Source organism: Nocardia sp. CDC160 (genome assembly GCF_035818795.1).
In the GTDB taxonomy this organism is placed as follows: domain Bacteria; phylum Actinomycetota; class Actinomycetes; order Mycobacteriales; family Mycobacteriaceae; genus Nocardia.
Map to the genome: position 1 here is coordinate 416,833 of NZ_JAYKYT010000005.1, position 24,744 is coordinate 441,576.

Annotated in this window: 30 protein-coding genes; 21 read left to right on the plus strand and 9 right to left on the minus strand. The window is 67.1% G+C overall.

All coding sequences use genetic code 11. The features are described from left to right. Positions 1–362 precede the first annotated feature (362 nt). The 4 genes from VMT40_RS29655 (at position 363) to VMT40_RS29670 (ending at position 3,124) form a co-directional block, all read left to right on the plus strand. Positions 363–1,265 carry a helix-turn-helix domain-containing protein gene (locus VMT40_RS29655; RefSeq protein ID WP_326362282.1) on the plus strand — a complete coding sequence of 301 codons (903 nt, stop codon included), beginning with the start codon at positions 363–365 and terminating at the stop codon, positions 1,263–1,265. A gap of 90 nt (positions 1,266–1,355) precedes the next feature. Continuing rightward, entirely contained in the window at positions 1,356–1,820 is a 465-nt protein-coding gene (locus VMT40_RS29660) for a LapA family protein (protein ID WP_326362284.1), read from the plus strand. 26 nt (positions 1,821–1,846) lie between these two features. Continuing rightward, a complete protein-coding gene (locus VMT40_RS29665) occupies positions 1,847–1,999 on the plus strand; it encodes a hypothetical protein (RefSeq protein ID WP_326312423.1) in 153 nt (50 codons plus the stop codon). Positions 2,000–2,206: 207 nt separating this feature from the next. After that, a complete protein-coding gene (locus VMT40_RS29670) occupies positions 2,207–3,124 on the plus strand; it encodes a 2-hydroxyacid dehydrogenase (protein ID WP_326362285.1) in 918 nt (305 codons plus the stop codon). 9 nt (positions 3,125–3,133) lie between these two features. Here the strand turns inward: VMT40_RS29670 and VMT40_RS29675 are convergent, their stop codons facing one another. After that, a complete protein-coding gene (locus VMT40_RS29675; RefSeq protein WP_326362287.1) occupies positions 3,134–3,727 on the minus strand; it encodes an Rv1733c family protein in 594 nt (197 codons plus the stop codon). A gap of 321 nt (positions 3,728–4,048) precedes the next feature. Here VMT40_RS29675 and VMT40_RS29680 point away from each other — a divergent pair, with 321 nt between their 5' ends. From VMT40_RS29680 to VMT40_RS29695, 4 genes are all read left to right on the plus strand, one after another. After that, complete coding sequence (locus VMT40_RS29680) at positions 4,049–4,603, plus strand: ester cyclase (RefSeq protein ID WP_326362289.1); 555 nt, start codon at positions 4,049–4,051, stop codon at positions 4,601–4,603. After that, positions 4,600–5,385 (plus strand): MBL fold metallo-hydrolase, encoded by a 786-nt coding sequence (locus VMT40_RS29685; protein WP_326362292.1) that lies wholly within the window; start codon positions 4,600–4,602, stop codon positions 5,383–5,385. The genes VMT40_RS29680 and VMT40_RS29685 overlap by 4 nt, the downstream gene beginning before the upstream one ends. A 193-nt stretch (positions 5,386–5,578) precedes the next feature. Beyond that, entirely contained in the window at positions 5,579–6,856 is a 1,278-nt protein-coding gene (locus VMT40_RS29690) for a hypothetical protein (RefSeq protein ID WP_326362293.1), read from the plus strand. A 196-nt stretch (positions 6,857–7,052) separates the two neighbouring features. Then, positions 7,053–7,475, plus strand: coding sequence for a hypothetical protein (locus VMT40_RS29695; protein ID WP_326362294.1), 423 nt, complete (start codon positions 7,053–7,055; stop codon positions 7,473–7,475). Between the two features lie 72 nt (positions 7,476–7,547). Here VMT40_RS29695 and VMT40_RS29700 read toward each other — a convergent pair whose 3' ends face one another. Further along, a complete protein-coding gene (locus VMT40_RS29700; RefSeq protein WP_326362295.1) occupies positions 7,548–8,003 on the minus strand; it encodes a MarR family winged helix-turn-helix transcriptional regulator in 456 nt (151 codons plus the stop codon). 103 nt (positions 8,004–8,106) lie between these two features. On the opposite strand from VMT40_RS29700, the gene VMT40_RS29705 reads away from it, so the two are divergent. Continuing rightward, positions 8,107–8,502, plus strand: coding sequence for a hypothetical protein (locus VMT40_RS29705; protein ID WP_326362296.1), 396 nt, complete (start codon positions 8,107–8,109; stop codon positions 8,500–8,502). Between the two features lie 38 nt (positions 8,503–8,540). On the opposite strand, the gene VMT40_RS29710 is transcribed toward VMT40_RS29705, so the two are convergent. Further along, on the minus strand, positions 8,541–8,885 hold the full coding sequence (locus tag VMT40_RS29710) for a hypothetical protein (RefSeq protein ID WP_326362298.1): 345 nt from the start codon (positions 8,883–8,885) through the stop codon (positions 8,541–8,543). Between the two features lie 75 nt (positions 8,886–8,960). Between VMT40_RS29710 and VMT40_RS29715 the strand changes: the two genes are divergently transcribed. The 5 genes from VMT40_RS29715 (at position 8,961) to VMT40_RS29735 (ending at position 12,237) form a co-directional block, all read left to right on the plus strand. After that, positions 8,961–9,272: an ArsR/SmtB family transcription factor gene (locus tag VMT40_RS29715; protein ID WP_326362300.1), complete on the plus strand. Its 312-nt coding sequence runs from the start codon at positions 8,961–8,963 to the stop codon at positions 9,270–9,272. Continuing rightward, a complete protein-coding gene (locus VMT40_RS29720; RefSeq protein ID WP_326362302.1) occupies positions 9,269–9,826 on the plus strand; it encodes an SRPBCC domain-containing protein in 558 nt (185 codons plus the stop codon). Before VMT40_RS29715 ends, VMT40_RS29720 begins: the two co-directional genes overlap by 4 nt. A 97-nt stretch (positions 9,827–9,923) precedes the next feature. Next, entirely contained in the window at positions 9,924–10,628 is a 705-nt protein-coding gene (locus VMT40_RS29725; RefSeq protein ID WP_326362304.1) for a GAF and ANTAR domain-containing protein, read from the plus strand. A 230-nt stretch (positions 10,629–10,858) separates the two neighbouring features. Then, positions 10,859–11,065 (plus strand): hypothetical protein, encoded by a 207-nt coding sequence (locus VMT40_RS29730; RefSeq protein ID WP_326362305.1) that lies wholly within the window; start codon positions 10,859–10,861, stop codon positions 11,063–11,065. A gap of 122 nt (positions 11,066–11,187) precedes the next feature. Beyond that, positions 11,188–12,237 carry a fused (3R)-hydroxyacyl-ACP dehydratase subunits HadA/HadB gene (locus VMT40_RS29735; RefSeq protein ID WP_326362307.1) on the plus strand — a complete coding sequence of 350 codons (1,050 nt, stop codon included), beginning with the start codon at positions 11,188–11,190 and terminating at the stop codon, positions 12,235–12,237. A 67-nt stretch (positions 12,238–12,304) separates the two neighbouring features. Here VMT40_RS29735 and aztD read toward each other — a convergent pair whose 3' ends face one another. Genes aztD through aztB form a run of 3 tightly spaced genes read right to left on the minus strand, consistent with a single transcriptional unit; the run spans position 12,305 to position 16,404 of the window. Further along, complete coding sequence (aztD, locus tag VMT40_RS29740; RefSeq protein WP_326362308.1) at positions 12,305–13,468, minus strand: zinc metallochaperone AztD; 1,164 nt, start codon at positions 13,466–13,468, stop codon at positions 12,305–12,307. 33 nt (positions 13,469–13,501) lie between these two features. Continuing rightward, complete coding sequence (gene aztC, locus VMT40_RS29745; RefSeq protein WP_326362310.1) at positions 13,502–14,407, minus strand: zinc ABC transporter substrate-binding protein AztC; 906 nt, start codon at positions 14,405–14,407, stop codon at positions 13,502–13,504. Further along, a complete protein-coding gene (aztB, locus tag VMT40_RS29750; protein WP_326362311.1) occupies positions 14,404–16,404 on the minus strand; it encodes a zinc ABC transporter permease AztB in 2,001 nt (666 codons plus the stop codon). Before aztB ends, aztC begins: the two co-directional genes overlap by 4 nt. A gap of 50 nt (positions 16,405–16,454) precedes the next feature. On the opposite strand from aztB, the gene aztA reads away from it, so the two are divergent. Beyond that, a complete protein-coding gene (gene aztA, locus VMT40_RS29755; protein WP_326362312.1) occupies positions 16,455–17,102 on the plus strand; it encodes a zinc ABC transporter ATP-binding protein AztA in 648 nt (215 codons plus the stop codon). 9 nt (positions 17,103–17,111) lie between these two features. Here aztA and VMT40_RS29760 read toward each other — a convergent pair whose 3' ends face one another. Together VMT40_RS29760 and VMT40_RS29765 are read right to left on the minus strand one after the other, a co-directional pair. Further along, positions 17,112–17,618, minus strand: a complete 507-nt coding sequence (locus VMT40_RS29760; RefSeq protein ID WP_326362313.1) for a hypothetical protein — start codon at positions 17,616–17,618, stop codon at positions 17,112–17,114. A 235-nt stretch (positions 17,619–17,853) separates the two neighbouring features. Continuing rightward, positions 17,854–18,423 (minus strand): TetR/AcrR family transcriptional regulator, encoded by a 570-nt coding sequence (locus VMT40_RS29765; protein ID WP_326362314.1) that lies wholly within the window; start codon positions 18,421–18,423, stop codon positions 17,854–17,856. A gap of 94 nt (positions 18,424–18,517) precedes the next feature. Here VMT40_RS29765 and VMT40_RS29770 point away from each other — a divergent pair, with 94 nt between their 5' ends. After that, positions 18,518–19,111 carry a DUF2867 domain-containing protein gene (locus tag VMT40_RS29770; RefSeq protein WP_326362315.1) on the plus strand — a complete coding sequence of 198 codons (594 nt, stop codon included), beginning with the start codon at positions 18,518–18,520 and terminating at the stop codon, positions 19,109–19,111. Here VMT40_RS29770 and VMT40_RS29775 read toward each other — a convergent pair. Further along, positions 19,108–19,692 carry a TetR/AcrR family transcriptional regulator gene (locus tag VMT40_RS29775; protein ID WP_326362316.1) on the minus strand — a complete coding sequence of 195 codons (585 nt, stop codon included), beginning with the start codon at positions 19,690–19,692 and terminating at the stop codon, positions 19,108–19,110. The two genes, VMT40_RS29770 and VMT40_RS29775, sit on opposite strands and share 4 nt — an antisense overlap. Positions 19,693–19,753: 61 nt before the next feature. Here VMT40_RS29775 and VMT40_RS29780 point away from each other — a divergent pair, with 61 nt between their 5' ends. The 5 genes from VMT40_RS29780 (at position 19,754) to VMT40_RS29800 (ending at position 24,588) form a co-directional block, all read left to right on the plus strand. Further along, complete coding sequence (locus VMT40_RS29780; protein WP_326362317.1) at positions 19,754–20,302, plus strand: SRPBCC family protein; 549 nt, start codon at positions 19,754–19,756, stop codon at positions 20,300–20,302. After that, positions 20,299–20,748 carry a PaaI family thioesterase gene (locus VMT40_RS29785; protein ID WP_326362319.1) on the plus strand — a complete coding sequence of 150 codons (450 nt, stop codon included), beginning with the start codon at positions 20,299–20,301 and terminating at the stop codon, positions 20,746–20,748. The genes VMT40_RS29780 and VMT40_RS29785 overlap by 4 nt, the downstream gene beginning before the upstream one ends. 545 nt (positions 20,749–21,293) lie before the next feature. Beyond that, positions 21,294–22,529, plus strand: a complete 1,236-nt coding sequence (locus VMT40_RS29790) for a sialidase family protein (protein ID WP_326362320.1) — start codon at positions 21,294–21,296, stop codon at positions 22,527–22,529. A gap of 237 nt (positions 22,530–22,766) precedes the next feature. Then, the gene (locus VMT40_RS29795) at positions 22,767–23,243 is read left to right on the plus strand and encodes a response regulator transcription factor (protein WP_326362321.1); all 477 of its coding nucleotides are present in this window, start codon (positions 22,767–22,769) and stop codon (positions 23,241–23,243) included. Between the two features lie 145 nt (positions 23,244–23,388). Beyond that, positions 23,389–24,588 (plus strand): cytochrome P450, encoded by a 1,200-nt coding sequence (locus VMT40_RS29800; RefSeq protein ID WP_326362323.1) that lies wholly within the window; start codon positions 23,389–23,391, stop codon positions 24,586–24,588. Positions 24,589–24,744: the final 156 nt, after the last annotated feature.

Consider the following 24,744-nt stretch of genomic DNA (forward strand, 5'->3'; position numbering starts at 1 on the left):
GGCCCCTAGCCCTCCCGGCCGGAGTCCGACGCATTCGGTGATACGGGCCGCCACACCGTCTCCGCCTCCCTGCGGCACCCGGTGCGCGGCTGATGCCCACCGATTGCCGGGGTCACCGGAAAAGTAAAAAGCGAGCGTTTGTACACTGTCAACGCTCGCGCGCCCGCCGATCTGGCTACCGCCTCTGACCTGCGTGTTCGCGTCGCATCCCGCATGATCTCCGCCACTTCTCGGCAGAGGTTGCCGACAGGCCGTCACGGGCCGTTGGACAACGCCGAGAAGCAGCCTCGCACACACCGATTCGAGGGGTTGGACCACGCATGCGCACAAGAAGTTCGCAAATGCACTGACACCGAGGAATCATGAACACCCCGATCACCCAGGACTGGATCGACCAGAATCGCGGTCCGCTCCACAAGTTCGTGCGGCGCTACCGCGAAAACAAGGGCCTCACCCAGCGTGAGGTCGCCGAGGCCATGGGCGTCGACGCCAAGCACTACGCCAAGCTGGAGGGCGGCCGGATCGCCTTCCACCCCGATTACCTGGCCTACTGGTGCAAGGCGGTGGACCTGCCCCAGTTCTTCCTGCGCCTCATCCTCGCCAATATCGCCTCCGGCCTCTACGACCCGAATCCGGGCAGTTGGCCGAGCCGCCTCACCGCGCTCGACCAGGAACGCCTCGACGCGCTGCCGTACGTGGCCATGCACCTGGGCGTGCCGCGCTTCGACGTGTTGCAGATCAACGACATCGGTGCGCGCACCCTGGTCGGTCTGGAAACCCCGGCGCCGGACGCGCTGGCCCCGAAGAACCTCTTCGACTGGTTCTTCAACAATCAGTACGCGCGGACCTCGATCGCGAACTGGCAGACCATCGTGGCGCGGCTGCTCTATGGCTTCAAGATCCTGGGCCCGGTGGCGCTGTCCGCCGAGGAGATGCGCGAGGTGCTCGCCCCGTGTGTCGGCCATCCCCAGTTCGCGCGCCTGTGGAATGCCGACTTCACCCAGGAGCAGTTCGACAACACGCTGATCATCCTGAAGAACCCCGACACCCGGAAGTGGGAGAACTACCGAATGTCGGCCTGGAACAGCGTGACTCCGGTCGTCCACGGCGAGTTCGTGCTCATGACCCCGACGAGCGAGGGCCCCGAGGATCCGGGCGCGTATGTCGATCCGCTCGCGCCGCCGCCGTCGGAGTCGGCGCTCGGTGCCGGGACTCTGCCCGACGACCGCGCGTTCGGTCCCGAGGACGGCGCTCCCGCGGCGTGAGACGAGCCCGGCGCACCGGGTTGGCGGCGAGCCGCAGGACGACGCGCTGTCCTGCGGTTTGACCGCTCGGCCAGCGGGAATTGCCCAGGCATGTTCACCATCATCGGACTCATCGCTCTGCTGGGTGCTGTGACCGTGGGAGTGGCCGGGGTGCAGGCCAACAGCGGTGACGGTCACCGATTGCCCGGCGGTTTCACCGTTTTCGATCACACCTATGGCGGGTCCTCCGGATTGTTGTTCGCCTACGGGATTCTGGTCGGCGCGGTCGGCACGGCGGGATTCATTCTGCTGCTGGCCGGGCTGTGGACCACGTCCCGGCGTAGCGTGGTGGCGCGGCGCGAGCTGCGGCAGTCGCGGCGCGAAATGGCGGCGGCGCGAAAGGAACTCGCGAAACCGGCACCCGAGGCCAAGCCCGCGCGTAGCGTGGATACACCCCGTCAGCCGGTGGTGCCCATGGCCAAGACGCCGCAGCAGAAGTTCACGCGACCGAACTGGCCGGTCAACCCGTTCCGGAAGAGCGGGGGCACAACCGAGAAAGAATCCGTCGCCAAATAGGACCCCGGTCCTCCAGAGGACACCGCATGCTCGCCGTGCTCGGCCTGGCGCTGCTCGACGCGGGCTGGCTCATCGCCACCCCGGCGCTCACCTCGTTGGGAATCCTGGTGCTGACCGCCGCACTGATCCGGTGGCTGCTGGGCGCACCGGCCCGCTACCTCGCCCACCCGCGCTATTGATCGGATGCGGCGCGGTTTCCGCGGTACCCGTCGCGATACCGGCAGAGCGTCGCGCGATACCGACAGAGGCCCGCGATACCGACAGAGCCCCGTGCGATGGCGAGGGTGCTCCACGCGATGCCAAGGGTGCCCGCCCGATGCCGAGGTGCCCCGCGCGATACCGACCGCGGCTGACCGGAATTCACCCGGTCGGCTAGCGTCGCTGTCATGACGGTGACGGTGCTGGTTCCGGACGACTACGGTTTCGCTGCCATCTCGCGGCTAGAGGGCGCGCGCCCCCTGCGCTACGAGCTCGGGCAGCCGCTGCCCGAGGGCGCCGACGAGGCGGAGATCCTGGTGCCCGGATTCCTCGCCGGGCGACCCGAACTCGTCGAGCTGGCGCGCTCGCTGCCCAAGCTGCGGCTGGTGCAGCTGCTCACCGCGGGGGCCGAGGCGTGGGTGGGCAAGCTGCCCGACACCATCGCGATCTCCACCGGCCGCGGCGCGCACGGCGCGAGCACCGCGGAATGGGCGATCACCGGGTTGCTCTCGGTGTACCGCGAATTCACCGGCTTCGCCCTGGCCCAGCGCGAGCACCGCTGGACCCAGCATCGCACGGATACCTTGCACGGCAAGCGAATCCTGATCATCGGCGCGGGCGATCTGGCGACCGAACTGCGTCGCATGCTGGAGCCCTTCGACACCACAGTCGAACTGGTCGGTACGCATGCCCGCGACGGCGTCCACGGCGTCGACGAAATCCCGGACCTGCTGCCGCATTTCGACGCCGTCGTGCTCATGGTCCCGGTCACCACGTCCACCATCGGCATGGTCGACGCCGCCTTCCTGGCCCGCATGGCCGACAATGCCATCCTGGTCAATGCCGCCCGCGGCCCGGTCGTGCGCACCGACGATCTCCTCGCCGAGCTCCAATCCGGCCGCCTGCGCGCCATTCTCGACGTCACCGACCCGGAGCCGCTGCCGGAGGATCATCCGCTCTGGGATGCGCCGGGCCTGCTGCTGACCCCGCACGTGGGCGGCAGCAGCAATGGCAATCTGCAGCGGGGTTGGTCCATCGCGACCGCCGAGATCGCGCGTTATTTGTCCGGCGAGCCGCCGCGGAATCTCATTCACGGCGAGTACTGATCACCGGCGCTAGAGCGTGTCCTTGCCGATCGGTCGGTTGATCCCCCGCCACTCGCGCTCCCAGCGCGCATATCGTCTGGCATCGAACACGGTGCCGGTGAACCACACCGATGCCGCTGCGGCACACCAGGTTTCGACCAGCACCGCCAACCCCGTCCCGATCCCCTCGGCCGCGGCCGCGCCCGGCCGAGCGGGAGCCAGCGTCGGCTGACCGTCCTTGACCCACAGCGTCACGCTCGACCCCGCGGCCTGCGGCCCAATGACATCGACGGTGGCGGTGCCGCTCTTCCCATCGATGGTCCATTGCACCGGAGCCTGATACCGGTCCTGATGCCCCGCATAGTGATCGCTGTCCGGCAGCCGCACGGCATCGGCGGTCTCGGTGGCCGTCACCTTGGTCTTCCCCGCGTCCTGCGCGGCGATCCGAGCCTGCGCACCCGTATAGCTCACGGTCCCAACCGCCCCCGCGATCGGCACGGCCGCCGCCACCACAACCACCGCCACGGCCCGCAACACCACCTCGGCCCGATCCGAGACGCGCATCAGCGGATTGGGGTTCCACGGCCGCACCCGCCACAGGCGAGTCGGCAAGGGAGGACGCATCGACACCTGGACCGCCTCTCTCCACGCGTCGTCTCTACCGGCTATATCGGTAGCTGTACCCCATTCGATACGCCATGAACCGGGGGAACGTCAAGGTCAGCGCGTTGCGAGTACATTACGCGGCCGCCAGATTCCACTTTTGCTCCCTGCAACAACGGATCGGCGGCCGCTGGAGATACCAGACGGTAGGAGCGACTGTTGTTCTTGCGCTTTGGATTCGACTCGACAGTTCGGCAGGTCATCGGCATCTCACCCACGGGCCCGTGGTTTTAACCTGAGGCAGTAAATCCACGCTGTGGTTTTCTCGAAGGTTGGATTCATATGGCCGACACCACGCTCACCCCGGAGCTTCGCGCGTACCGCGAGCGGCTCGTCCTCGACCACTTCGCCGACGAGGTCCGTCAAGACTGGGACGCGACCTTGTCGACATTCCCGCACCCACGCTATGAGCTGATCCCGATGGGTGTGGTGCACGACGGCGAGACCGAGGTGCGCAACTACTACCGCGATACGCGCGTGGCGTTCCCGGATCAGCGACACGAGATGATCCAGCTCCGCCACACCGAGGACGCGGTCGTCGTCGAGTTCTATCTCCTCGGCACCCACAAAGGACCGTTCGGGACCATCCCGCCGACCGGGAACAAGTTCAAGGTCCGCATGACCGCGTTCTTCATCTTCGAGGGCGAGCAACTGATCTGTGAGCGCATCTACTTCGACCAGCTGAGCATTCTGAAGCAACTGTTCGGCGGCATGGACTTCAAGAAGCCGTCGACCTATCTCTGGCTCGCCAAAACCCTTCGGGCACTGCCCTCTTCGCTCGGCAACAAGCACAAGCCCGACGACGAGGCCCACCGGATCTGGGAGGCTCACCGGTGAGGGTCCACCACCTCAACTGCGGCACCATGAACATGCCGACCTACCCGATGGTCGCGCACGTGTTCCTCGTCGAGACCGACCGCAACGGTCTGGTCCTGGTCGATTCGGGGTTCGGTCTCGCGGACATCGCAAATCCGGCCGTCCGTGTCGGCCCGATGCGGCACCTCATCAAACCGGCCTTCGACCCGAACGAGACCGCCCTGCGTCAGATCGAGCGTCTCGGCTTCACCCGCGAAGACGTACGGCACATCATCGTCACCCACCTGGACATGGACCACATCGGCGGCATCGCCGACTTCCCCCACGCGAAGATCCACACCACCGCGGCCGAAATGCTGGCCGCGGTAATCACACCCGGACGCCGGGAGCGAGCACGCTACCGCAGCGCACAATGGGCCCACGGCGCCCAGTTCGTCGAACACTCCCCCGGCGGAGAATCCTGGCGCGGCTTCCCCGCCGCCAAGGAACTCACCTCCATCGCCCCCGGCCTGGTCCTCATCCCCACCCCCGGCCACTCCCGCGGACACGCATGCGTCGCCGTCGACGCCGACGACCACTGGCTCCTGCACTGCGGCGACGCGTTCTACCACTGGGGAGCCATCCACGGCCGAACCCCCATCCCATGGCCGGTCAAGGCCATGGAATCCCTCGCCACCTACGACCGCGCCAAACTGCGCGAAAACCAACAGCGAATCGCCGAACTCCACCGCCTCGACCAGCCCGACCTACGCATCGTCTCGGCCCACGACCCCGCCGACCTAGCGGCATTCGCCACTTCGTGACGGACACGCCGTAACTCGCCGCCACATGTTCAATCGGTGATGTCGCCGATCATTGGTGGCCATACTGTCCACGCTCTCGGTGTGTTCTCGCCGAACAATCGCTCTACCGTCGTCGAACTATCGAAATGAGGTAGCTGGATTGCTGTGTGCCACACGATCGACCGGGAAGACGTTGTCGCGCTGGAGTTTCGGTGTGATCGCCGCGCTAGCGGTGACGTCCTGCGCGAGTTCGCACTCCACCACTCCCGCCGCAGAAGCTCTGGATAGCGGGTTCGGTTCCGGCGGCAAGGTAACCACCGATCTCGGATCGCGCGGCGACCGCGCGCGAGCGGTGGCGGTACAGCCGGATGGCAAGATCGTCGTCGCGGGCTCGGCCCAGGATCCCACCCAGGGCGACAATTTCGCGGTCGTCCGCTACACCCCGGACGGCCAGCTCGACACCGGATTCGGCGACCACGGCAAGGTCTCCACCGATTTCGGCGGTAAGGCCGATGTGGCCAACGCCGTCGCCATCGAATCCGACGGCAAGATCGTCGTCGCAGGCACCAGCCACGGCACCGCCACCGGCGACAACATCGCCCTGGCCCGCTACACCTCCGACGGCAAGCCCGACACCGGATTCGGTGACGGCGGCAAGGTCTCGACCGATCTGGGCACCCAAGCAGATCACGCCAATGCCGTCGCGGTGCAGTCCGACGGCAAGATCGTTGTCGCGGGCTCCACCCGCGATCCGGCCCAGGGCGACAATTTCGTTGTGATGCGCTACGCACCGGATGGCAAGCCCGACACCGGATTCGGCCGCGACGGCGTGATCTCGACGGATTTCGGCGGTAAGGCCGATGTCGCCAACGCGGTGGCCGTGCAGTCCGATGGCAAGATCGTCGCGGCGGGCACCAGCCACGGCACCACCGGCGGCGACAACATCGCGGTGTCCCGCTATACCTCCGACGGCACACTCGACACCGGTTTCGGTGACGGCGGCAGGGTCTCGACCGATCTGGGTAGCCAGGCCGATCACGCCAACGCCGTCGCGCTCACCTCCGAGGGTCGGATCGTGATCGCGGGCTCCACACATGATTCCGCGCAGGGTGACAACTTCGTCCTGGTGCGCTACACCGCCGACGGCAAACAGGACATGGGATTCGGCGACAACGGCAAGGCGTCGACCGATTTCGGTGGCAAGGCCGATACCGCCTCCGGGCTCGCGATCACCCGGGACGGCAAGCTGGTCGCCGCCGGAACCAGCACCGGCACTGCGACCGGCGACAACATCGCCGTCGCCCGCTACACCGCCGAGGGCAAGCCCGACACCGGATTCGGTGACGGCGGCAAGGTCTCGACCGATCTGGGCACCCAAGCAGATCACGCCAACGCCGTCGCGGTGCAGTCCGACGGCAAGATCCTCATCGTCGGCAGTACCGCCGACCCGCAGCAGGGGGACAATTTCCTGGTGGTCCGCCACAACGGCTGACCTTCCGAGTCCGCACCCTGCGCGACCGACAGGCGGCACCACTCGCCGCCTGTTGGTCCCGGTGCACTGCCCCGCAGGACTTGGAAACCCGCGCGCGACCGCGACCGGCATCCGGTGCGTTCTGTGACGCACCACTCTAGTTGGAGAACCAGAACAGCCTGGGCCACATTGGAATCGGAACATTAGAGTGGATCAGGTGGCTACCGACGACGGACCCGCCGACGCGTCAGCACGATCGCGCCCACGACCGGACCTGGTCGAACGCGCCGCCCCGTTCCTCCCCGCGGGCAGCGAGATTCGCCAGGCGTTCATCGGCCAGGCCGCCCCGAACTTCGCATTCTTCCTCATCACCTATCTCACCGGCCTGACGATGTTCTGGATCGAATACCGGTGTGTCGCGATCACTTCCGATGCCATCTACGTGCTCGACAGCACCAAATTCTCCGGCGGGGCCACCCCGCGCCGACTCCTGGGCACCATGCCGCGCCACACCCGCCTCGGCCCGGTCTCCGGGCGCTGGGCCCAGGTGAGCCTGCTCGGTGAGCGACACTGGGTCCACAAGCGCTTTCACGCCCAGATCGAATCCGCCGACCGCGAGGCCGGATTCACGACGGAATGACCCGGCCGCCGCACACTCCGCCAACAGGTTTGACATCGAATTCGCATGCGGGGTCGTGTGGGGGGAGGTCTGTCAGTGGTCGGAGACGGCTTCCTCGTAGGCGCGAAGGGTCGCTATTACGAGGGCGCGTTGGTCGGGGGTCAGGGGGGCCAGGGCGGTGCGCCAGCCGTGGTCGGCATTGCCGAGCCAGGCCTCGATGGCTTTGCGATGGGAATCGGCGATGGCGACGAGGGTTCGTCTGCGGTCGTTGTCGTCGGTTCGTCGCTCCACAACGCCCTGGCGGCTGAGGTCCGCGACCATCAGGCTCACGGTGGTGGGCGCGACCTCGAGCCGACGCGCCAGCTCGTTCACCGTCAGTGGACCGTCGAACAGCACGTAGGTCAGCATCGACAGATGGCGAGGCGCGAGATCGAACGAGCGCAAGGCCGCCGGGACCGGCAGGCGTTTCGCGCGCCCGATCAACCGGGGCATGAGCAACACCATGGCGCGCACGCTGTCGTCCAGGGACAGACCGGAATCCGTTGACATACCTCTCTCTCCAAATTACCTTTGCAACCAAAGCTATCTTGCCGAACCGGACCTCCATCGTTGCATGCGACCGTCCGGGATCCGCGCTCCGCAAAGGAGAACCATGTCCGAATCAGTCGCGCGTCCCCGGGCACTGACCATTGGCCTGCACCCACGAGCCATGGACTACGACCGTCGCCCCGACCTCGACGAGGTGGAGCTGACAGCCCGAGTCGACGCGGCGAACAACGCCCTGCGGGACACCGAATTCGACGTCACCCCGCTGCTTGTCGATGCATCCCCCGACGATGCCGAGTCCGAGATACGAGCGCTGCTGGCGAACCAGCGTTTCGACCTCGTCATGATCGGCGGTGCGATACGCGCCTTTCCCGACCACACCCTGCTGTTCGAGCGCATCATCAACGTCCTCACCGAGGCTGCCCCGGGAATTCGCTACTGCTTCAACACATCTCCCGAGACCACGCTCGATGCCCTCCGCCGAGCATCCAAATCCATCTGAACCGCAACAACACCGAGCGCGCCTGATCTCGGCCGATCTCATTGCCGCAGTTCGGGAATGGGTTGTTCCTCGAGGACCACAATCTCGCAGTCTTCGGCCCAGTGCAGGTGATGGTGGTCTCGGACCATGTCCAAGGCTCGAGCCATCGAATCCGCTTGCAGGATGGACATTCCGATGATTTCGCTGTCCGTCTCGCTGATCCGGGTGGGTGTCACTCGGCGGGCGTTGCCGAGCGGCTTGCCCGGGTCGAGGAGTCCGGTGCCGATGCGGTCGCTCCATTCGGTCCACAGGCGCAGGCCCGCGGCGGCCTGCTCGGGTGTGGCCTGGGCGAAGCGTTCGGCGACCGACAGCGGTGCGTAGTACAGGACGATGTATCGATTCATGCGGCGACAATAGGTGACCAAATGGTCACATGTCAATGGTCATGTGACCATCCGGTCTCGTATAGAGTTGGGGGCGTGGACGACGACGCGGTGTTCAAGGCCCTGGCCGATCGCACCCGGCGGCACCTGCTCGACGCACTGTTCGCCAAGGACGGTCAAACCCTGACCGAACTCGAATCCGGCCTGGAGATGACACGATTCGGCGTCAGCAAGCATCTGCGGCAGCTCGAAGAGGCGGGGTTGGTCACCGCGGTGCGCAGCGGGCGCAAGACATTGCACTATCTGAATCCGGTGCCCATCAGGCTGATTCACGATCGCTGGATCGACAAGTACACCGAGCGACCGATCGCCGCGCTGGCCGAGTTGAAGAAGGACCTGGAATCGTGAGCCTCGACGATGTCCTGCGCCGCGCGCGCCCGGAAACCACGCAGATCCATCGGGTGATCATCGCCGCACCGGCCGCGCGGATCTGGACGGCCATCACCGAACCGGAATGGACGGTGCGCTACGGATTCGGCGGGCGCAGCGTGATCGAGCCCCGGGTCGGCGGTGCGTTCACCGTGTTCGCGCCGACGCCGCTGCACCTGGCCGCCGACGGCGAGCGGGCCGAGGTCCTCATCACCGGCACCGTCACCGACTACGACCCACCGTCCCTGCTGGGCGTGCGCATGCGCCTGCACAACGACGACACACTCGCGGCGGAACCGGAAACCTTGTTGCGGTACGAGATTCGTGATCGCGGCGACGACACCTGCGCGCTCACCATCGTGCACGATGTGACCGGAGCGCCCCTCACCTCCATCATCATTTCCGGCGATCTGGAACCCGAGGGCTTCGGCGGCGGCTACCCGTTCCTGCTCAGCGACCTGAAATCCCTGCTCGAGACCGGGAATCCACTGCCGGTCAGCCGACCCACCCGCAAGGACCCGGCCAACGGCTGACCACGGCGCAGGCTTAGACGTTTGTGATCGCCCCATCGGTGTTATGGCATCCGCATAGGAGTGCGGCCGAAGTCCCCGACCCGGAAGGGGTGTGGTGATGGCTTACGACAGTGCGGCCCTGTTGAAGGCGTTGGCGCGGTTCGCGCGGCTGTTGCCGACCGAGTACGACGTGCCGAGCGCGTTGGACGAGCTGGTGGACGGGTTGACCCGGGTGCTCGGATTGGCGGGCGCGGGGGTGTCGCTCGAGTCGGAGGACGGGCTGAAGTTCATTACCGCCCCGAACGAACAGATCGCCGAGATCGAACGCACCCAGGAACGAACGGGCGAGGGCCCGTGCGCCGAGGCGTTCGAACGCGGACAGCCGGTCATCGTGGCCGATCTGTCGTCGCATGCCGGGGAATGGCCGCAGTACTGCGCCGCGGCGGCGCAGCATTCGATCGTGGCCGCCGCCGGTGTCCCGATGATGGTGGGCGAGCACAAGGTCGGTGTCACCAATCTCTACGATTCGCGGCGCCGCGACTGGACGACCGACGAGATGGAGGCCGCGCGCGTGCTGGCCGATATGGCCACCGGATACGCGGTCAATGCCGATAAGCGACGGCAAATGCAGCAGCTGACCGAACAACTGGATTACGCGCTGAAGTCGCGCATCGTGATCGAACAGGCCAAGGGCATCATCGCCAATGTGCACGGCATCGGCCCCGACGAGGCGTTCGTGCTCATCCGACGCTACGCGCGCAACAAGCAGGCCCGTTTGCACGCCATCGCCAGCGCGATCGTCGAAGCGGGACTGCGGATCTGACGCAGCCATCCCCTGATCGGCAGGACCGCCCGATCGCGCCGAGATGGTTACGGCGGTCGGTGCCGAGGCTATAATTCTGGCAACCGACGCGGCATTTTCGACGCAGCGCTCGGCCCGCTCATCCGCCCCGGTCCCCGGTGGGTCTCACACTTCCGTTCCACGCGAAGGGTTCTGTGCGATGCACGACAAGGATTTGACCAACTCGATCGAGGATGGGCCGAGGAAATAGCTTGCGGAGCAATCATTTCGAAGAAGATTTGCTGGCGTCGATTCAGGTTCGCTGGTCACCGGAGCAAGCCCACTTCGTCGCCTGGTCGACCCGATATCCCGGGCTGACCTACTGCGATCCGTGGTCGTCACTGGCCGCGGTGGACGGACTCGTGGAAGCGATCGGCCTCGACGCCAGAGTCACGACCGAGGGGTCATCTGCTGGCTAACCATCGGATATGGGCACATCGGTGCAGGCGACAGAGTTTTTGCCGCCGGACGTCTAGGACGATGGATCATTTGTTGGCCGAAATCGCTATCACGCAGCGACTCTCCGCGATAGCGTCTCGGCATGACTTCGCTCCCTGAAACGGTTGACGCGGCAGTGGGATTGGATCGCGCGGCGCACGCGCAGGCCATGGTCGGGTGGGGGTGTCGCCTCGACGACGGGTATGTGGTGAATCGCGAGAAGATCCGGGAGTACGCGCGGGCGGTGCAGGATTTTCATCCGGTGCACTGGGATCAGCGGGTCGCTCGGGATTTCGGTTATTCCGGCCTGATCGCGACGCCGACCTTCGCGTCGGTCATCGCGATCCACGCGCAGGCACGGCTGTTCGAGACGCTGGCTCTCGATTACGGTCTCGACGAGGTGGTGCAGACCGATCAGGTGATCGAGTTTCACCGACCGATCACCGCTGGAGACCGCTTGGTCTGTGAGGCGTACCTGCACTCGTGGCGGCGAGCCTTCGGCGGTGACTTGCTGACCACCAGAACCCTGCTCTCCGATCATCGGCAGCGACTGGTTCTCGAGACCTACACCAGCTACGTGGCCCGACCTCGAAGAACGGACGCCGAGCACCGCGATCCCACACGGGGGCAAGCGATCTCACCGCGCGCCGCCATGGCCTCCGGGCCGACGCCGCTTCCCTCCCACGCCATGATCTCGGAACTCCGGACCGAACCCCGCCCACCGGCCGCGCACGCCAGGCGATTCGACGAGATCTCCGTCGGCCGGGAGCTGCCTCCCCACACCGTCAGTCTCACCACCGGAGACCTGGTCAACTACGCCGGAGTCTCCGGCGACACCAACCCCATCCACTGGGACCGCGCCGCCGCCGCACAGTTCGGATTCGACACCGTGGTCGCGCACGGCATGCTCACCCTGGGCCTGGCCGCCGCCTTCGTCACCGCGTGGCTGGGCGACCCGGGCGCGCTCCGCGGCCTCAGCGCCCGCATGACCAGCCCGGTTCACGTCAGCGAGCACGAGGCGGGCCGAATCCGCTTCACCGGCAAGGTGAAATCGATGGACCCCGCCACCCGGACCGCCGTCACCGCCCTCACCGCCGAACACGCCGGACGCCGCATCTTCGGCCGCGCCACCGCCACCGTTCAACTGGCTTGAGACACCGTGCCGCGTTCACACCGTTCGGTGGCGAACGTCGGAAATTCCCGCTGGCTCGCCGACCGCGTCAGTGTGCCTGGGCGACAATGCCGCTGAGTTCATTGGGTGCGGCGTCGAGGGTGACCGATGCGGTGATCGTGCCCGCGGCGAGATCGACGCGGTGCAACTGCCTGGTGGCGGGCTCACTGACGTAGACGTCGATGCCACGAGCGAAGACCGCCGGACGCGGCTGCTGCCAGTCGAGCGGCTCTTCCCACGGCCGGACGACCTCGAAGCTGCGCGTGACGGCCGCCGTCGTCGGATCGATCACGCGCATGCGCCCGTCGGTACCGAGCAGCAGGGCCTCGCCCTGTGGGCCGCGGGCCAGGGAGCGGAAGCTGTAGCTGGTGCCCAGCGGGACCAGGCGCAGGCTGGCATCGCGGGTGTCGATCAGGGAAATCTGTTGGGGGCGTTCGAGTTCGGCGTCCTTGTCCTGCTTGTAATCGCCGAAGGCGATGGGCGAGACGTCCGTTCCGGCCTGATTGCCGATGCGGCCGTACGGGGTGGGGCTGGTGACCTTCGTGATGACGCCGTCGCGGTAGATCAAAGCGCCGTTCTGGCAGCCGATCACAATGGCCTCACCGGCGGCGGTGGATTCGCCGTGGACCCCGGGGCAATCCTCGTTCCGGGCGATCTCCTTGCGGTCCTTGTCGAGAACGACGATGCCCGTGCGCTTTTCCTCGGTGCCCAGGGTCGTGACGAGTCGGCCGTCGGCGAGTTCGATGGCCACACCGTGGTGGGGCGCGGCCGTCTTGTAGACCGTGGTGTCGGGTTTGCCGTGCTTCAGATCGCGGGGGTCGAAGCTGGTGACTTCGCCGGTGCCATCGGCGAACAGGACGGTGCGTCCGGCGTGCCGAACCACATGGCCCGGCTTCGCGCCGGGGAACTCGATATCGGTGAACTCGCCATGGACCGCGTCGAGAACCCGGAATCCGCTTTTCGTGGAGACGAGCATGTGGCTGTCATCGCCGGACGGATTCACCCGATTGAAGCCGTCTAGCTTCACATCGGCCGCGACGTTCAGGGTCTTGCCGTCGAGGACGTAGATGCCTCCGGCGTAGGTGACAACGACCGGATCGGCGATCTCCGATCGCTTCGGCTTGTTCTCGGTGGCACAGCCGCCGAGGGCGATTGCCGAGGTCACCAGACCGGTCAGGGCGGCCGCGGACACAGCTCGGGCGCGAATTGGCATGGATTGCTCCTTGTTTCAGTGGTTTCAGTGGTTTCAGTGCGGGGTCAAGCCGTCGACTATCGAGTCGGTATTGGCGCGCATCATGGCGAGGTAGGTGGGCGCGCCCCCGTCCGGGCCGGTGAGGGATTCGGTGTGCAGCGCCACGACTTCGATGTGCACGCCCGCCTGTGCGGCCAGCACGCGAGCCAGCCGGTCGGGCTGCGAGGAGTCGGCGAACACGGTGCGCACCCCGGTGGCGCGGACCGTCGCTGCGAGATCGGCCAGATCCGAGGCGCTCGGCGAGGCCAGGGCGGTGCCGCCGGGAATGATCGTGCCGACGACGGTGAGGCCGAATCGCTGTGCGAGATAACCGAATACGTGATGGTTGGTGACCAGCCGCCGATTCTCGGGCGGCAGCCCGGCAAAGCGGGCGCTCATCCACCCGTCGAGCCGGTCCAGTTCCGCGAGATAGTTGTCGGTGCCGGTCCGGACCGCGGCGGCATCGACGCCATCCAGGGCACGAATCCGGTCGCTGATCACCTCGACCGCGCGGCGCACTCGCGCCGGGTCGGTCCAGAAGTGCGGATCGGGGCGGTCACTGTCGCGATAGCGCAGCGGCTCGATCTGCTCACCCACCGACAGTGTGGGCGTGCCCGCGCTGTCGGCGGCGAGGACATGGCGTTGGATGCCCTCTTCCAGGCCGAGACCGTTGTGGACGACCAGTGCGGCACGGTCGAGCCGGGCGGCCTGCTGCGCGGAGATCGCGAATTGGTGCGGGTCGGCCCCGGGCGGCATGAGGATCGTGACGGCGGCGGCGTCACCGACGATCGCCCGGGTGATGTCGCCGAGAATATTGGTCGTCACCACGATCTCGATCCGACCGGTGTCCCTCGTCGAGCAGCTCGGTACCAGCAGCAGCGCGAGCAGAACGGGCAGCAGGGTGCGCAGTGCGGATCTCATCGGCCGGTCTCCACCATGTGCTCGGGAGCGAAATCGAGGGCGAAAGTCCGTGCGCGACGCAGATTGTCGCGATAGTCGATCTCGTGCACGGCGTGGCCGGAGGAGTCGTTGATATAGGCACGGGCGGTGTCGATTTCGATGACCGGGAGGGTCGCGCCCGTGAGAGGTTCGGCGAGCACCCGCGTGTGCGCGGTCACCGCGCCGGTAGTGAGGTCATGGGCGTGCAGGACACCGTCGCGGGTCAACACCAGCAGCGCGCTGCTCTCACCCGCGGTATTGGCCGCGGCCACCGGACCGGTTTCGACGAGACGCCAAGTGCGGGAGACGATGTCGAGAACCCACACACCACGCTCCCCGGCGCGGGCGACAAGGGTCGTGCTGCCCTTGCGGTGCGCGAAGTCGGTGGCGCGTTCGGCTGCGGGGACCGCGTCCGGATAGGGAATCTTCGTGGCGGTGAAACCGTCCGCCGCGGCGGCAACGACCACAGCGCCGTCCGCGCAACCGAAGACGACACCGCGTCGGGTGACCGCGGTACCTTGCGGCCGCGGACACGATTCGGTGAGCGCCGTCGCGGCCGGACCGTCCCGATCCCGAATCTCGCCCCTGCCATCCGTGGAAACGACGATGAGGTGTTCGGCGAGCGGAACAGCCAGTCCGCTCAGCACGCCACGCTCGGTGACCGTGCCCGACTCTTGTGCGTGACGGTCCAACAGCACCGTTTCGGGCGCGGTCGGCGGGCCGGTGATCATGACCGTGCTCATCGAATCACTGTGTACGGCAACAACTTCACCGCGCGGCAGGCCACCCAGATCGCGGACGGCCGCCCGGTAATAGTGCACATGGTCGCCGTGATCGACCGTCCAGCCACCACCGTCGACGATCCGCAGCCCCTCGGGCCCGCTCGGATAGGCGTAGCGGTCGTCTCCGGCGATCCGTGTCGCGCCCGGCAGGCGGCCGCCGTCAGCGATCTGTTCGGTGAGCAGGTCGATCGTTCGGATTCCACCGGTGGGGTCGACCACGACCAAACGTGGTTGCGCGGAATCGGTTTCCTGCGCACCCTCCACGTAGCCGTGCGGCTTGTCCTCGGCGCGAGTCTCTTCGGCGGCCGATTCACATCCGGCCAGCGGCAGCGCCAACCCCAGCACGAGCAGCAGCGCGGACGGATTCATCCGGGTCCCCGACAGTCGCATTCGAATCCGGGAGGCCAGCGCGGAGACGAAGAACACCCCGACCGCCACCGCCGCTATGCTCGCCCCCGCGGCCGTACCGGCATGCCAGGACACCAATAGCCCTGCGACAGTGGCGAATCCACCGAACACCGCCGCGAGGCCCATGATCACCGGAATGCGATCCGACCAATAGGTGGCCGCCGCGGGCGGGGCGATGAGCAGGCCGAACACCAGCAGCGTACCCACCACCTGGAAGGACGCGACGATGGCGAGGGTCAGCAAGCCCAGCAGCACCGCGTGCGCCCACCGCGGACGCAGCCCGAGGGTGTGCGCGGTGCGCGAATCGAAGGCCAGCGCCACGAACGCGCGATGCCCGAGCACCGTGACGATCAACGAAATACCCAGCGCCACAGCAAGATACACCAGATCTCGATCCCTGATCGCCAGCACGTCACCGAACAGCATGCCGGTTACGTCGACCGCGAAGGACTGCGAGCGCGACACGATGATCACACCCAGCGACAGCATCCCCGCGAACAACAGTCCAATGGCGGTATCGGCCGCGAACCGGGACCCGCGCCCCAACGCCGTGACCCCCGCCGCTATCGCCGCGGCGCTGAACGCCGCACCCACCACCGGATTCCCGCCGACCAGCGCGGCCACCGCCACACCGGGCAGCAACCCGTGCGCCATGGCCTCGCCGAGAAAAGCCATGCCGCGCACCACGACCCACGTCCCGGCCAGTGCGCAGACCCCCGACACGAGCAGGCCACCCCACAGCGCTCTCTGCACGAACCCGATCTCGAACGGGGCGATCAGCCATTCCATGGCACGGCACACTAATATGAAAATGATTTTCAAGACAAATAGGTGGTGTGGTGAACGTTCAGCGAACGACCGCGGTGCGCATCGACGGACTGTCGGCCGGGTATCGGGGCCGAGCGGTCTTGACCGAGGTCACGGCCGAGATACCCGCCGGGCAGGTGACAACGATCCTCGGGCACAACGGATCTGGAAAGTCGACGCTGCTCGGCGTGCTGGCGGGTGTGATCGCGCCACTGTCGGGAACGGTCGTGCGCGCGGCGCGACAGCGCCCGGCGCTCGTGGTGCAACACAGCGCCGTCCCGGCGACACTGCCGATCACCGTGCGCGAGACGGTCGCGATGGGCCGGTGGGCACATCGCGGACCGTGGCGCAGGTTGACCCGCGCGGACCGCGCGGTGATGGACGACTGCATGGATCGCCTCGGAATCCGCGAGCTCGCCCGGCGTCGACTCACCGACCTGTCCGGGGGTCAGCGGCAACGCGCCCTGCTGGCCCGGGCCCTGGCCCAGGAATCGGATCTGCTCCTACTCGACGAACCCACGACCGGCTTGGATATCGAAGCGCAAGAAGGTATTTCACGGATCCTCCGCGAAACCGCCGACGCCGGAGTCGCCGTGGTGTACGCCACCCACGCTCCGGGTGAAGCGCTCGCCGCCGACCATCGCCTGATCCTGCGCAACGGCGAACTGATCGACGAGTGACTCGGGCGCTCAGCGAATCGGCTGGGTGAGGTCGCCGAGTTCGTCGTTGGCCAAATGGAAGGCGTAGGCGAGGTCGTTGATGGCCGTCGGCCAGCTGTCTCGCGCGCCGTTGGCCGACGGATCGCGTGCGATCGCCAGCAGGACGCTGGCGGCCTCGACGGCGTGTGAGGCCGCGGTCAGCAGGGCGCGCGAGGCCGCGGGGACCTCCACGGCGGACAGCATTGCGATCCGCTGGCCCAGCCAATTCGCGTCGAACTGAGCCTGTTCCGAGGCCGGAGCGCCGCACTCGGCCAAGGCCGCACCCGCCGCGTCGATGGCCGAGGACCAGGAGGACCGGCAGTGCCCGAGCGGGGCCTCGATGACCGAGCGCCGCATGGTATCGCCGAGCATCGCGTGCAGGATCGCCGACAGTTCCGCCCGCTCGATGGGCGAATCATCCACCGCGCCAACACCACCGACCTCCGCGTCGGGATGCGATACCGCCAGCATCGCCCGCAGTTGCGCCGTGCTCAGCATGCCTTGTCACCCCTCATCTCGCCGCCCTTGGCGGCCCCGACAACGCCGACTGCCCCTCCGCGCCTCGAATCCGCTGGCAGGCTCTCGAATTCGGGAACTAGTGGACGCTCGGCATTCTGCACGATCCCCCGTGGCGCATCCCGGGATCTCACGGGACCGATCGCGCCAATCTCCCGCGAATTGCGCCACAATAGCCGGAATCGGTGTCGCCGGGCACCGCCTCGTAGGCTCCGTGTCAGGGGCGCTCCCCCGCCGACCGATTCAAGATCAGGTCGCCCGCCCGGGCGATGACCTCTTCGCGGGTGCGGCCCCGATGGTCGGCGGCGAGGAAGTGGCTGCCGATGGCGGCACAGAAGGCGAGCAGGCTGCGGGCCTCGATTTCGTCCGGGTCCGAGCAGACGGTGCCGATCGCCTCACGGAGCAGGTCCATGCGTCGGTTGTCCACGCGGCGTAGGCGTTCGGCGACGGCGGGGTCGCGGCGGGCCCAATCGCGAACGGCCAGGTCGATGGGGAGCAATCGGTCGCTGGAGAAGGTGAGATGACCGGCCAGCCGAGCCTTGTCGAGCACGCTGCCCTCGGCGTGCGCGACCTCGTCGAGCACGTTGTCGACGGCCTCGCGCTCCCACGTTTCCAACATGGCGGTCAGCAGCGCGTCGCGGTCGGCGAAGTAGCCGTAGAAGCCGCCCTTCGTCACGCCGAGTGCCTTGGCGAGCGTCTCGACCCGCACCGCATCGACGCCCCCGGTGGCCAGGGCCCGCAGTCCGGCCTCGACCCAACTCTCGCGTGGTGTGCGCAGCGCGCCCATCCGGTGATCCACCTCACTTCAGCGTTGTACGGAGCCGTATAACAGATCTAACCTCTGATTATACGCAACCGTATAACTTGCAGAGGACGGTGTCATGTCCAATCGACTCCCCCGCACCGCATTCACCGAAAAGCCTTGGCGCATCCATGACCTCGCGCCCGACTTCCACGTGCAGGACGTCTGGGCCTTTCGCGCGCCGGGCGGCGGACCGGACGACTTCCCACGGATTCTGGCGGCCTTCCGCTCGGACGACGGCCCCTCGGGCACCTCCCCGGTGGTTCGATTCCTGTTCGCCGTGCGCTGGCGACTCGGCGCGCTGCTGGGCTGGGACGACCCCGGCGAGGGCCTCGGGAATCGAGTCGAGTCACTGGCCGACCGACTACCCGATGACCTGCGGCAGGAGTCGACCGGGTCCGCGGTCCCGAACAGCCCGTTCACCACGCTCTATGAGCTCCCCGACGAGGCGGCGCTCGAGCTGGCGAACAAGACCGTGCACGGGGTGGCCCACTTCGGCTGGGTCTCGACCTCCGACGGTTACGAACTGCGCATGGCGGTCCTGGTCAAGCCGAACGGTCTGCTCGGCCGCCTGTACATGGCTGGCATCGAACCGTTCCGCCAGGCGATCGTCTATCCCGCCATGTTGCGACGATGGAATCGTGTCTGGCCCCAACACGATTCGAGCCGCTAGCTAACCCCGAGTGCGTCGCGCACGATCCGGTCGACGGCCTCGGCCGCGTCACTCAGTTCGGCGCCGGACTTGCGCGCACAGCGCCGCACGGCCGCGTACGGCAGTTCGATGATCAGCAGCGCCAACCGTTCCCGCTCGACCCGACTGCGGAAACCCAGCCGATCCCCGAGCTCCCCGACGGCGTCGTCGATTCGGGCCTGCTGCTTCGCGGCCACCTGAGCCGATTCGGCGCTCCACTGCGCGGATCCGAAGGCCGCCGGGCCCGCGAGCAGCACCGCGACCTCCGTCGGATGCGTTCGCGCCCAATCGATCACGTGCCGCGCGGCGGCCCTCGCGGCCTGCTGCGGAGGATCGATCCACAGAGCCTCGAGAAACCCGCTCTGGAATCGATCGATCGTGCGCAGCCACAGGCCCGCCAGCAAGGCCGCCCGGTCCGGAAAGCGGTGGTAGACCGAGCCACTCGGCGCGCCCACCGCCGCCGCGACCGCGCTCATGGTGACCGCCGCCGCGCCCTGGGTCGCGGCCAGCTCGGCGGCGGCGTCCAGCAGCGAGTCGGCGGTGTGCGTAGGTTTCCTTGACACGTTTTAGAGATTACCCTCTAATTGGTTTTAGAGAGCACTCGCTAAATGAAAGGTCCAGGTCATGGTGAGCAACATGCACAGCCGAGTGATCGCAGCCGACGCGGAGGCGGTGGGCCGCCTGCTCGACACGCTGGCGACCGAGGACGACCGGCTGTGGCCGATCCAGCAATGGCCCGCAATGCGATTCGATCGTCCGCTGGGAGTCGGCGCGGTCGGCGGACACGGACCGATCCGCTACACCTGCGTCAAATACGTCCCCGGGCACGAGGTGAAATTCCGGTTCCATCGACCGACCGGTTTCGATGGCACGCACGGATTCATCGTGGAAGCCCTGGACGCCAGGCACACCCGCCTGACCCACGAGCTGATCATGCGCACTCGCGGAAAGGACCGCCTCACCTGGCCGCTGGTATGGCGCTGGCTGCACGACGCGGCCTTGGAGGACTCGCTCGACCGCGCCGAGACCGCCCTGGTCCCGGATACCACGCCGAGAAGCCAGCACAGCCGCTATGTTCGCTTCCTGCGCAGTCGAATTCACCGCGATCAGGTCCGCAGGCACGCGGCCCGACAAATGCCCTCCCTCGCCCAGGAATCCGGAGCTGCCCGGTGACAACGACCGTCCCCACTTTCGAGCAGGCCCGCGCCGTGCTGGCCGCCCAACCGTTCAGTGTCCTGGTCGGCGCGGAACTCACGGCCTTCGACGCCGATGCCGCCGTTCTGGAAGTGACGATCCGCGACGACCTGCGCCAGCAGTTCGGCTACGTCCACGGCGGAGTGCTGTCCTATCTCGCCGACAACACCATCACCTTCGCCGGTGGCACAGTCTTGGGCCCGCATGTCCTGACCGGTGGTTTCACCATCACCTATCTGCGACCGGCCGACGGAATCGCGCTGCGCGCGGTGTCCCGTGTCGTCGACGCCACCCGCCGCCAAGCCGTCTGCGACTGCCGGATCTACGCGGTCCCCGCCGTGGGCGATCCGGTGCTGTGCGCGACAGCCCAGGGAACGGTTCGAGCGATCGAACCACCGGGCGCACGGGAGGTGCGCCCGGCCTAGAGGTTTCGGGTTCGGTCGGCCGGACCGGCGGGATTGGCAAGGCGAATCGGGGACTCCCGCCGGTCGTCGGGCGATCTCGTGCTCGGCCGCTTCCATGGCTGGGAGAAGTGACCGTTCCGGGGCCGAAAGGGCAGGCGGCCCCCGGGATTTCGAGTACATGCCACCGGATAGCTCGATGACGACACCTGATCGAATCCCACCTGCGACGATAGGGCCCATTGTGGCTGCGGGAAAGCCCTTTCCAGGCAGTCGGCACGTCAGGTCAGTGTCGCTGCACGCCAGGTCACACCATTCCCTGCGGGTTAGCTCGATGAGCGCGGTCACCTGTGCGAGCGGGTTGTCGCCGGTCGCTCTCGTGTCAGCGGGTCTTGCGGGGACACTCCGTGGCGTGCAACGGACACGCGGAGGCGACGTAGACGGAGTGGTAAAGGTCCGAGGCAGTCATGTTCTGTCTCATCGTCTCTGGAAGGAACGGCATGTTCCGGATCGGGAATGGTCGACCGGCTGTGGGGATTTCTTGGACGGGGATTTCTTGGACGAGGGCCGTGCCGGTTGCGCTCGCGGCGGTCGTGGCCGTCGCGATGGTGGCTACCGCACCGCACGCACGGGCCGGGGCGGGGTTTCTCGCGCCGATCGTGGTCGGACAGAAGGCATTCGAGCCCGGAATGCATGTCGCGCCGGACGGAACGCTCTATATAGAAGGACCGACCGGCCTGCTTTCTGGTGGGATCTCCTCGCCCAGCAGCCTTTTCCGGTCCCGCGACGACGGCGCGACCTGGGTGGCGACCGCGCCCGGGCTGCGCGGGGTGCTGCCCGGCGGGGGTGACGCGACGCTGGCCGTCGCGCCGAATGGCGATCTCGCCTTCGCCGATCTGTGGGCCGGGAGCTCGACCGTGGCCAGGTCGTCGGATCAGGGCGATTCGTGGCTCGCGCTCCCCGCGGCCGGGTTGCCGATCCAGGATCGGCCGTGGCTGGCGAACTCGGGAACCGCCGTATACCTCGCCTATCACCAGCTGCCGAGCGGAATCGGGGTGTCGCGGTCGTTCGGGGACGGCCTGTTCTACCCGCTGACCACCGTCGCCGCGACCATCCTCGATCAGGAGGGGTGTCTGACCTGCGCGGCGGGAACGATCATCGCCGCGCCCGGCGGCACGGCGTTCACCGATCGCGTCGGCGTCGTGTTCAGCGCCCAGAACGGCGGTGTGAAGTTCAGCCGCTCACTGGACGACGGGCTGACCTGGTCGGTGCGAACCCTCGAGCCCTCGGGCACTGCCAACACCACCCTCGTCTTCCCAACCGTGGCCGACGCCGGTGGTGGCAATCTCGTCGCCACCTGGCTGGACGTCACCGACACGCGCAGCATCGTCCGCCTCGCCACCTCCACCGACTGGGGCGACACCTGGTCGGCGCCGCGCACCCTCACCACCGCGGGCACCTCGGTCTACCCCTGGGTGGCGGCGAAGGGCTCGAAGATCGCCATCTCCCTGTATTGGAACGCCAGCGAATCCACCGCCGACACCACCCCGGCCGACACACCCTGGTACGAGTCCTATTCGGAAAGCACCGATTTCGGCGCGAGCTTCACACCCTTGACCGCCGCCGACCCCACCCCGGTGAAATTCGGACCCATCTGCACCGGCGGCTCGACCTGCGGGGCCAATCGAGAACTCGGCGACTTCCAATCCGTCGCCATCGACAACCAGGGCCGCTCCGACCTCGCCTACAACCGCTCGATCGCCGACGGCACCTCGGTGGAGGTTCGCTTCACCCGCCAGTGCTGACCGCCGGGCGCTGGGTAACCGGAAGGTTAACTGTGAATGACCGGCCCGAAAAGAGTTCAGCTATCAGCTAGCTAATTCTCACAATCCTCTGGCAATCCGATCACGCGACAGGTTAGCGTCGTGGTCCGTCGGTTACACAAGGGCAAATGGGTCGCTTCGGGCGGCGCTTCGGCCATTGTTTCGCTCGATGGATAACGGCAGGGGTCGGGGGATTCCGCCAGCGGAGGACCGCACATCATGAACAATTTTCAGATCGACCATAGCTATCGGACCGACCAGGGCGCACCGGCGAAAGTGCTGGTGGTACAGAGTAATCCGGCAGTCGCGGAGATGACGGTGCTGGTGCTCGCGGCGGCGGGCCATTTGGCGGTGCAGACCGCGAGCGGCGAGCAGGCGCTGCGGACGCAGTCCCGTCTGGTTCCCGACATCATTCTGCTGGACCGGGCGTTGAAGGACATGGCCGCGGCCGAGTTGTGTCGCGTGCTCCGGTCGCGCACCGCCGCGCCGATCCTCGTCTTGACCACCGATCACGACCCCGACGTGCACGAATCATTGCTGGCCGAGGGCGCGTCGGAATGCCTGCCGCTGCCGATCCACACCGGCGAACTGCTCGGGCGCATTTCCGGCCACCTGCGCGCGCAGCGCCAGCCCGCCGCGAATGCCGAGGCAAAGCGGGAAACCACGCCGGACCCCACACCCCGCGCCGCGGCCTGACCACGGATTTCCACCACGCTCGCGACCTTTCAGCATGTTCGCTTAATACACGAATTTCCTTTATCTGTAAGGAGATTCAATCTTTTGACGGCGGCCGAACCCACTCCTACCCTGCAATGGTCAGCTCGGGGAGAAGGAGTTCCGCGTGACCACGCACACCGAAGTCCGCCGCTATCCATTCGGCGATCCGATTCGGCTCGATCCGCATCCGCTCGCGGCGAAACTGCAACGCGAGGAACCGATTTCCCGCGTCCGACTGCCGTTCGGCGGCGAGGCCTGGCTGGTCACCCGCTATGCCGATGTCCGCGCGGTGCTCAGCGATCCCCGATTCGGCCGGGCCGCCACCGTCGGGCGCGAGGATGTGCCGCGGGTGCGTGAGACGCCCGCCCTGCCGAATGTGCTGACCAGCATGGATCCGCCCGAGCTGACCCGGGTGCGGAAACTGACCATGACCGCGTTCACCGCGCGCCGCGTCCAGGAGCTGCGGCCGCGCGCCGAGCGGCTGGTGGACGAATTGCTCACGGTCATGGCCGAATCCGGCGCGCCCGCCGATCTGGTGACGGCCCTGGCGCTGCCGGTGCCGGTGACCGTCATCTGCGAAATGCTCGGTGTGCCCGCCCAGGACCAGCGCAGGTTCCGGGAATTCTCCGATGCGGTCATGTCGACGACGCTGGTGTCGGCCGAGGAGCGCATGGCCGCCTACGGTTCGCTCGCCACCTATCTCACCGAGCAGATCGCGGTGCGCCGCGCCGACCCGACCGACGATCTCCTCGGCGCACTGGTCGCCGCCCGCGACAATGAGGACCGCCTGACCGAGGACGAACTGGTCACCCTCGGCATCACCCTGCTGGTCGCCGGTCACGAGACCACCGCCAACCAGATCGCGAACTTCACCTACGTCCTGCTCACCACGGGTGAATGGGATCGCCTCCGCGACGATCCCGACCTGGTCCCGGCCGCGGTCGAGGAACTGCTCCGCTACGTCCAACTCGGCAATGGTGGCGCGTTCCCCCGCATCGCGAACGAGGACGTCGAACTTTCCGGCACCCTCATCCGCGCGGGCGAGGCGCTGTTCGTCGACCTCGGCGCCGCCAACCGCGACGAGGAGGTCTTCCCCGACGCCCACACCCTCACCCTGGACCGACACCACAACTCGCACTTGGCCTTCGGCCACGGCTTCCACCACTGCGTCGGCGCACAACTGGCCCGCCTCGAACTCCAGGTCACCCTCACCGCCCTCCTGCGCCGCTTCCCCACCCTGCGCCTGGCCGTCCCCGCCGACGAAATCGCCTGGAAGACCGGCATGCTCCTGCGCGGCCCAAAGAGCCTCCCGGTCGCCTGGTAGATCCGCCCTTGCCTCGCCGCGGCTCCCGATCACCTCGCCGGAGCTGTCCGGAAGCGTGCGTCGGCAGGATCCGATGAGCCTCCGGGCCGCCTCGTGGATCCACCCATTGATCACCGCTGAATCTGTTCGGTCGGCGGCGTGAGCTGTGGTCGGTCT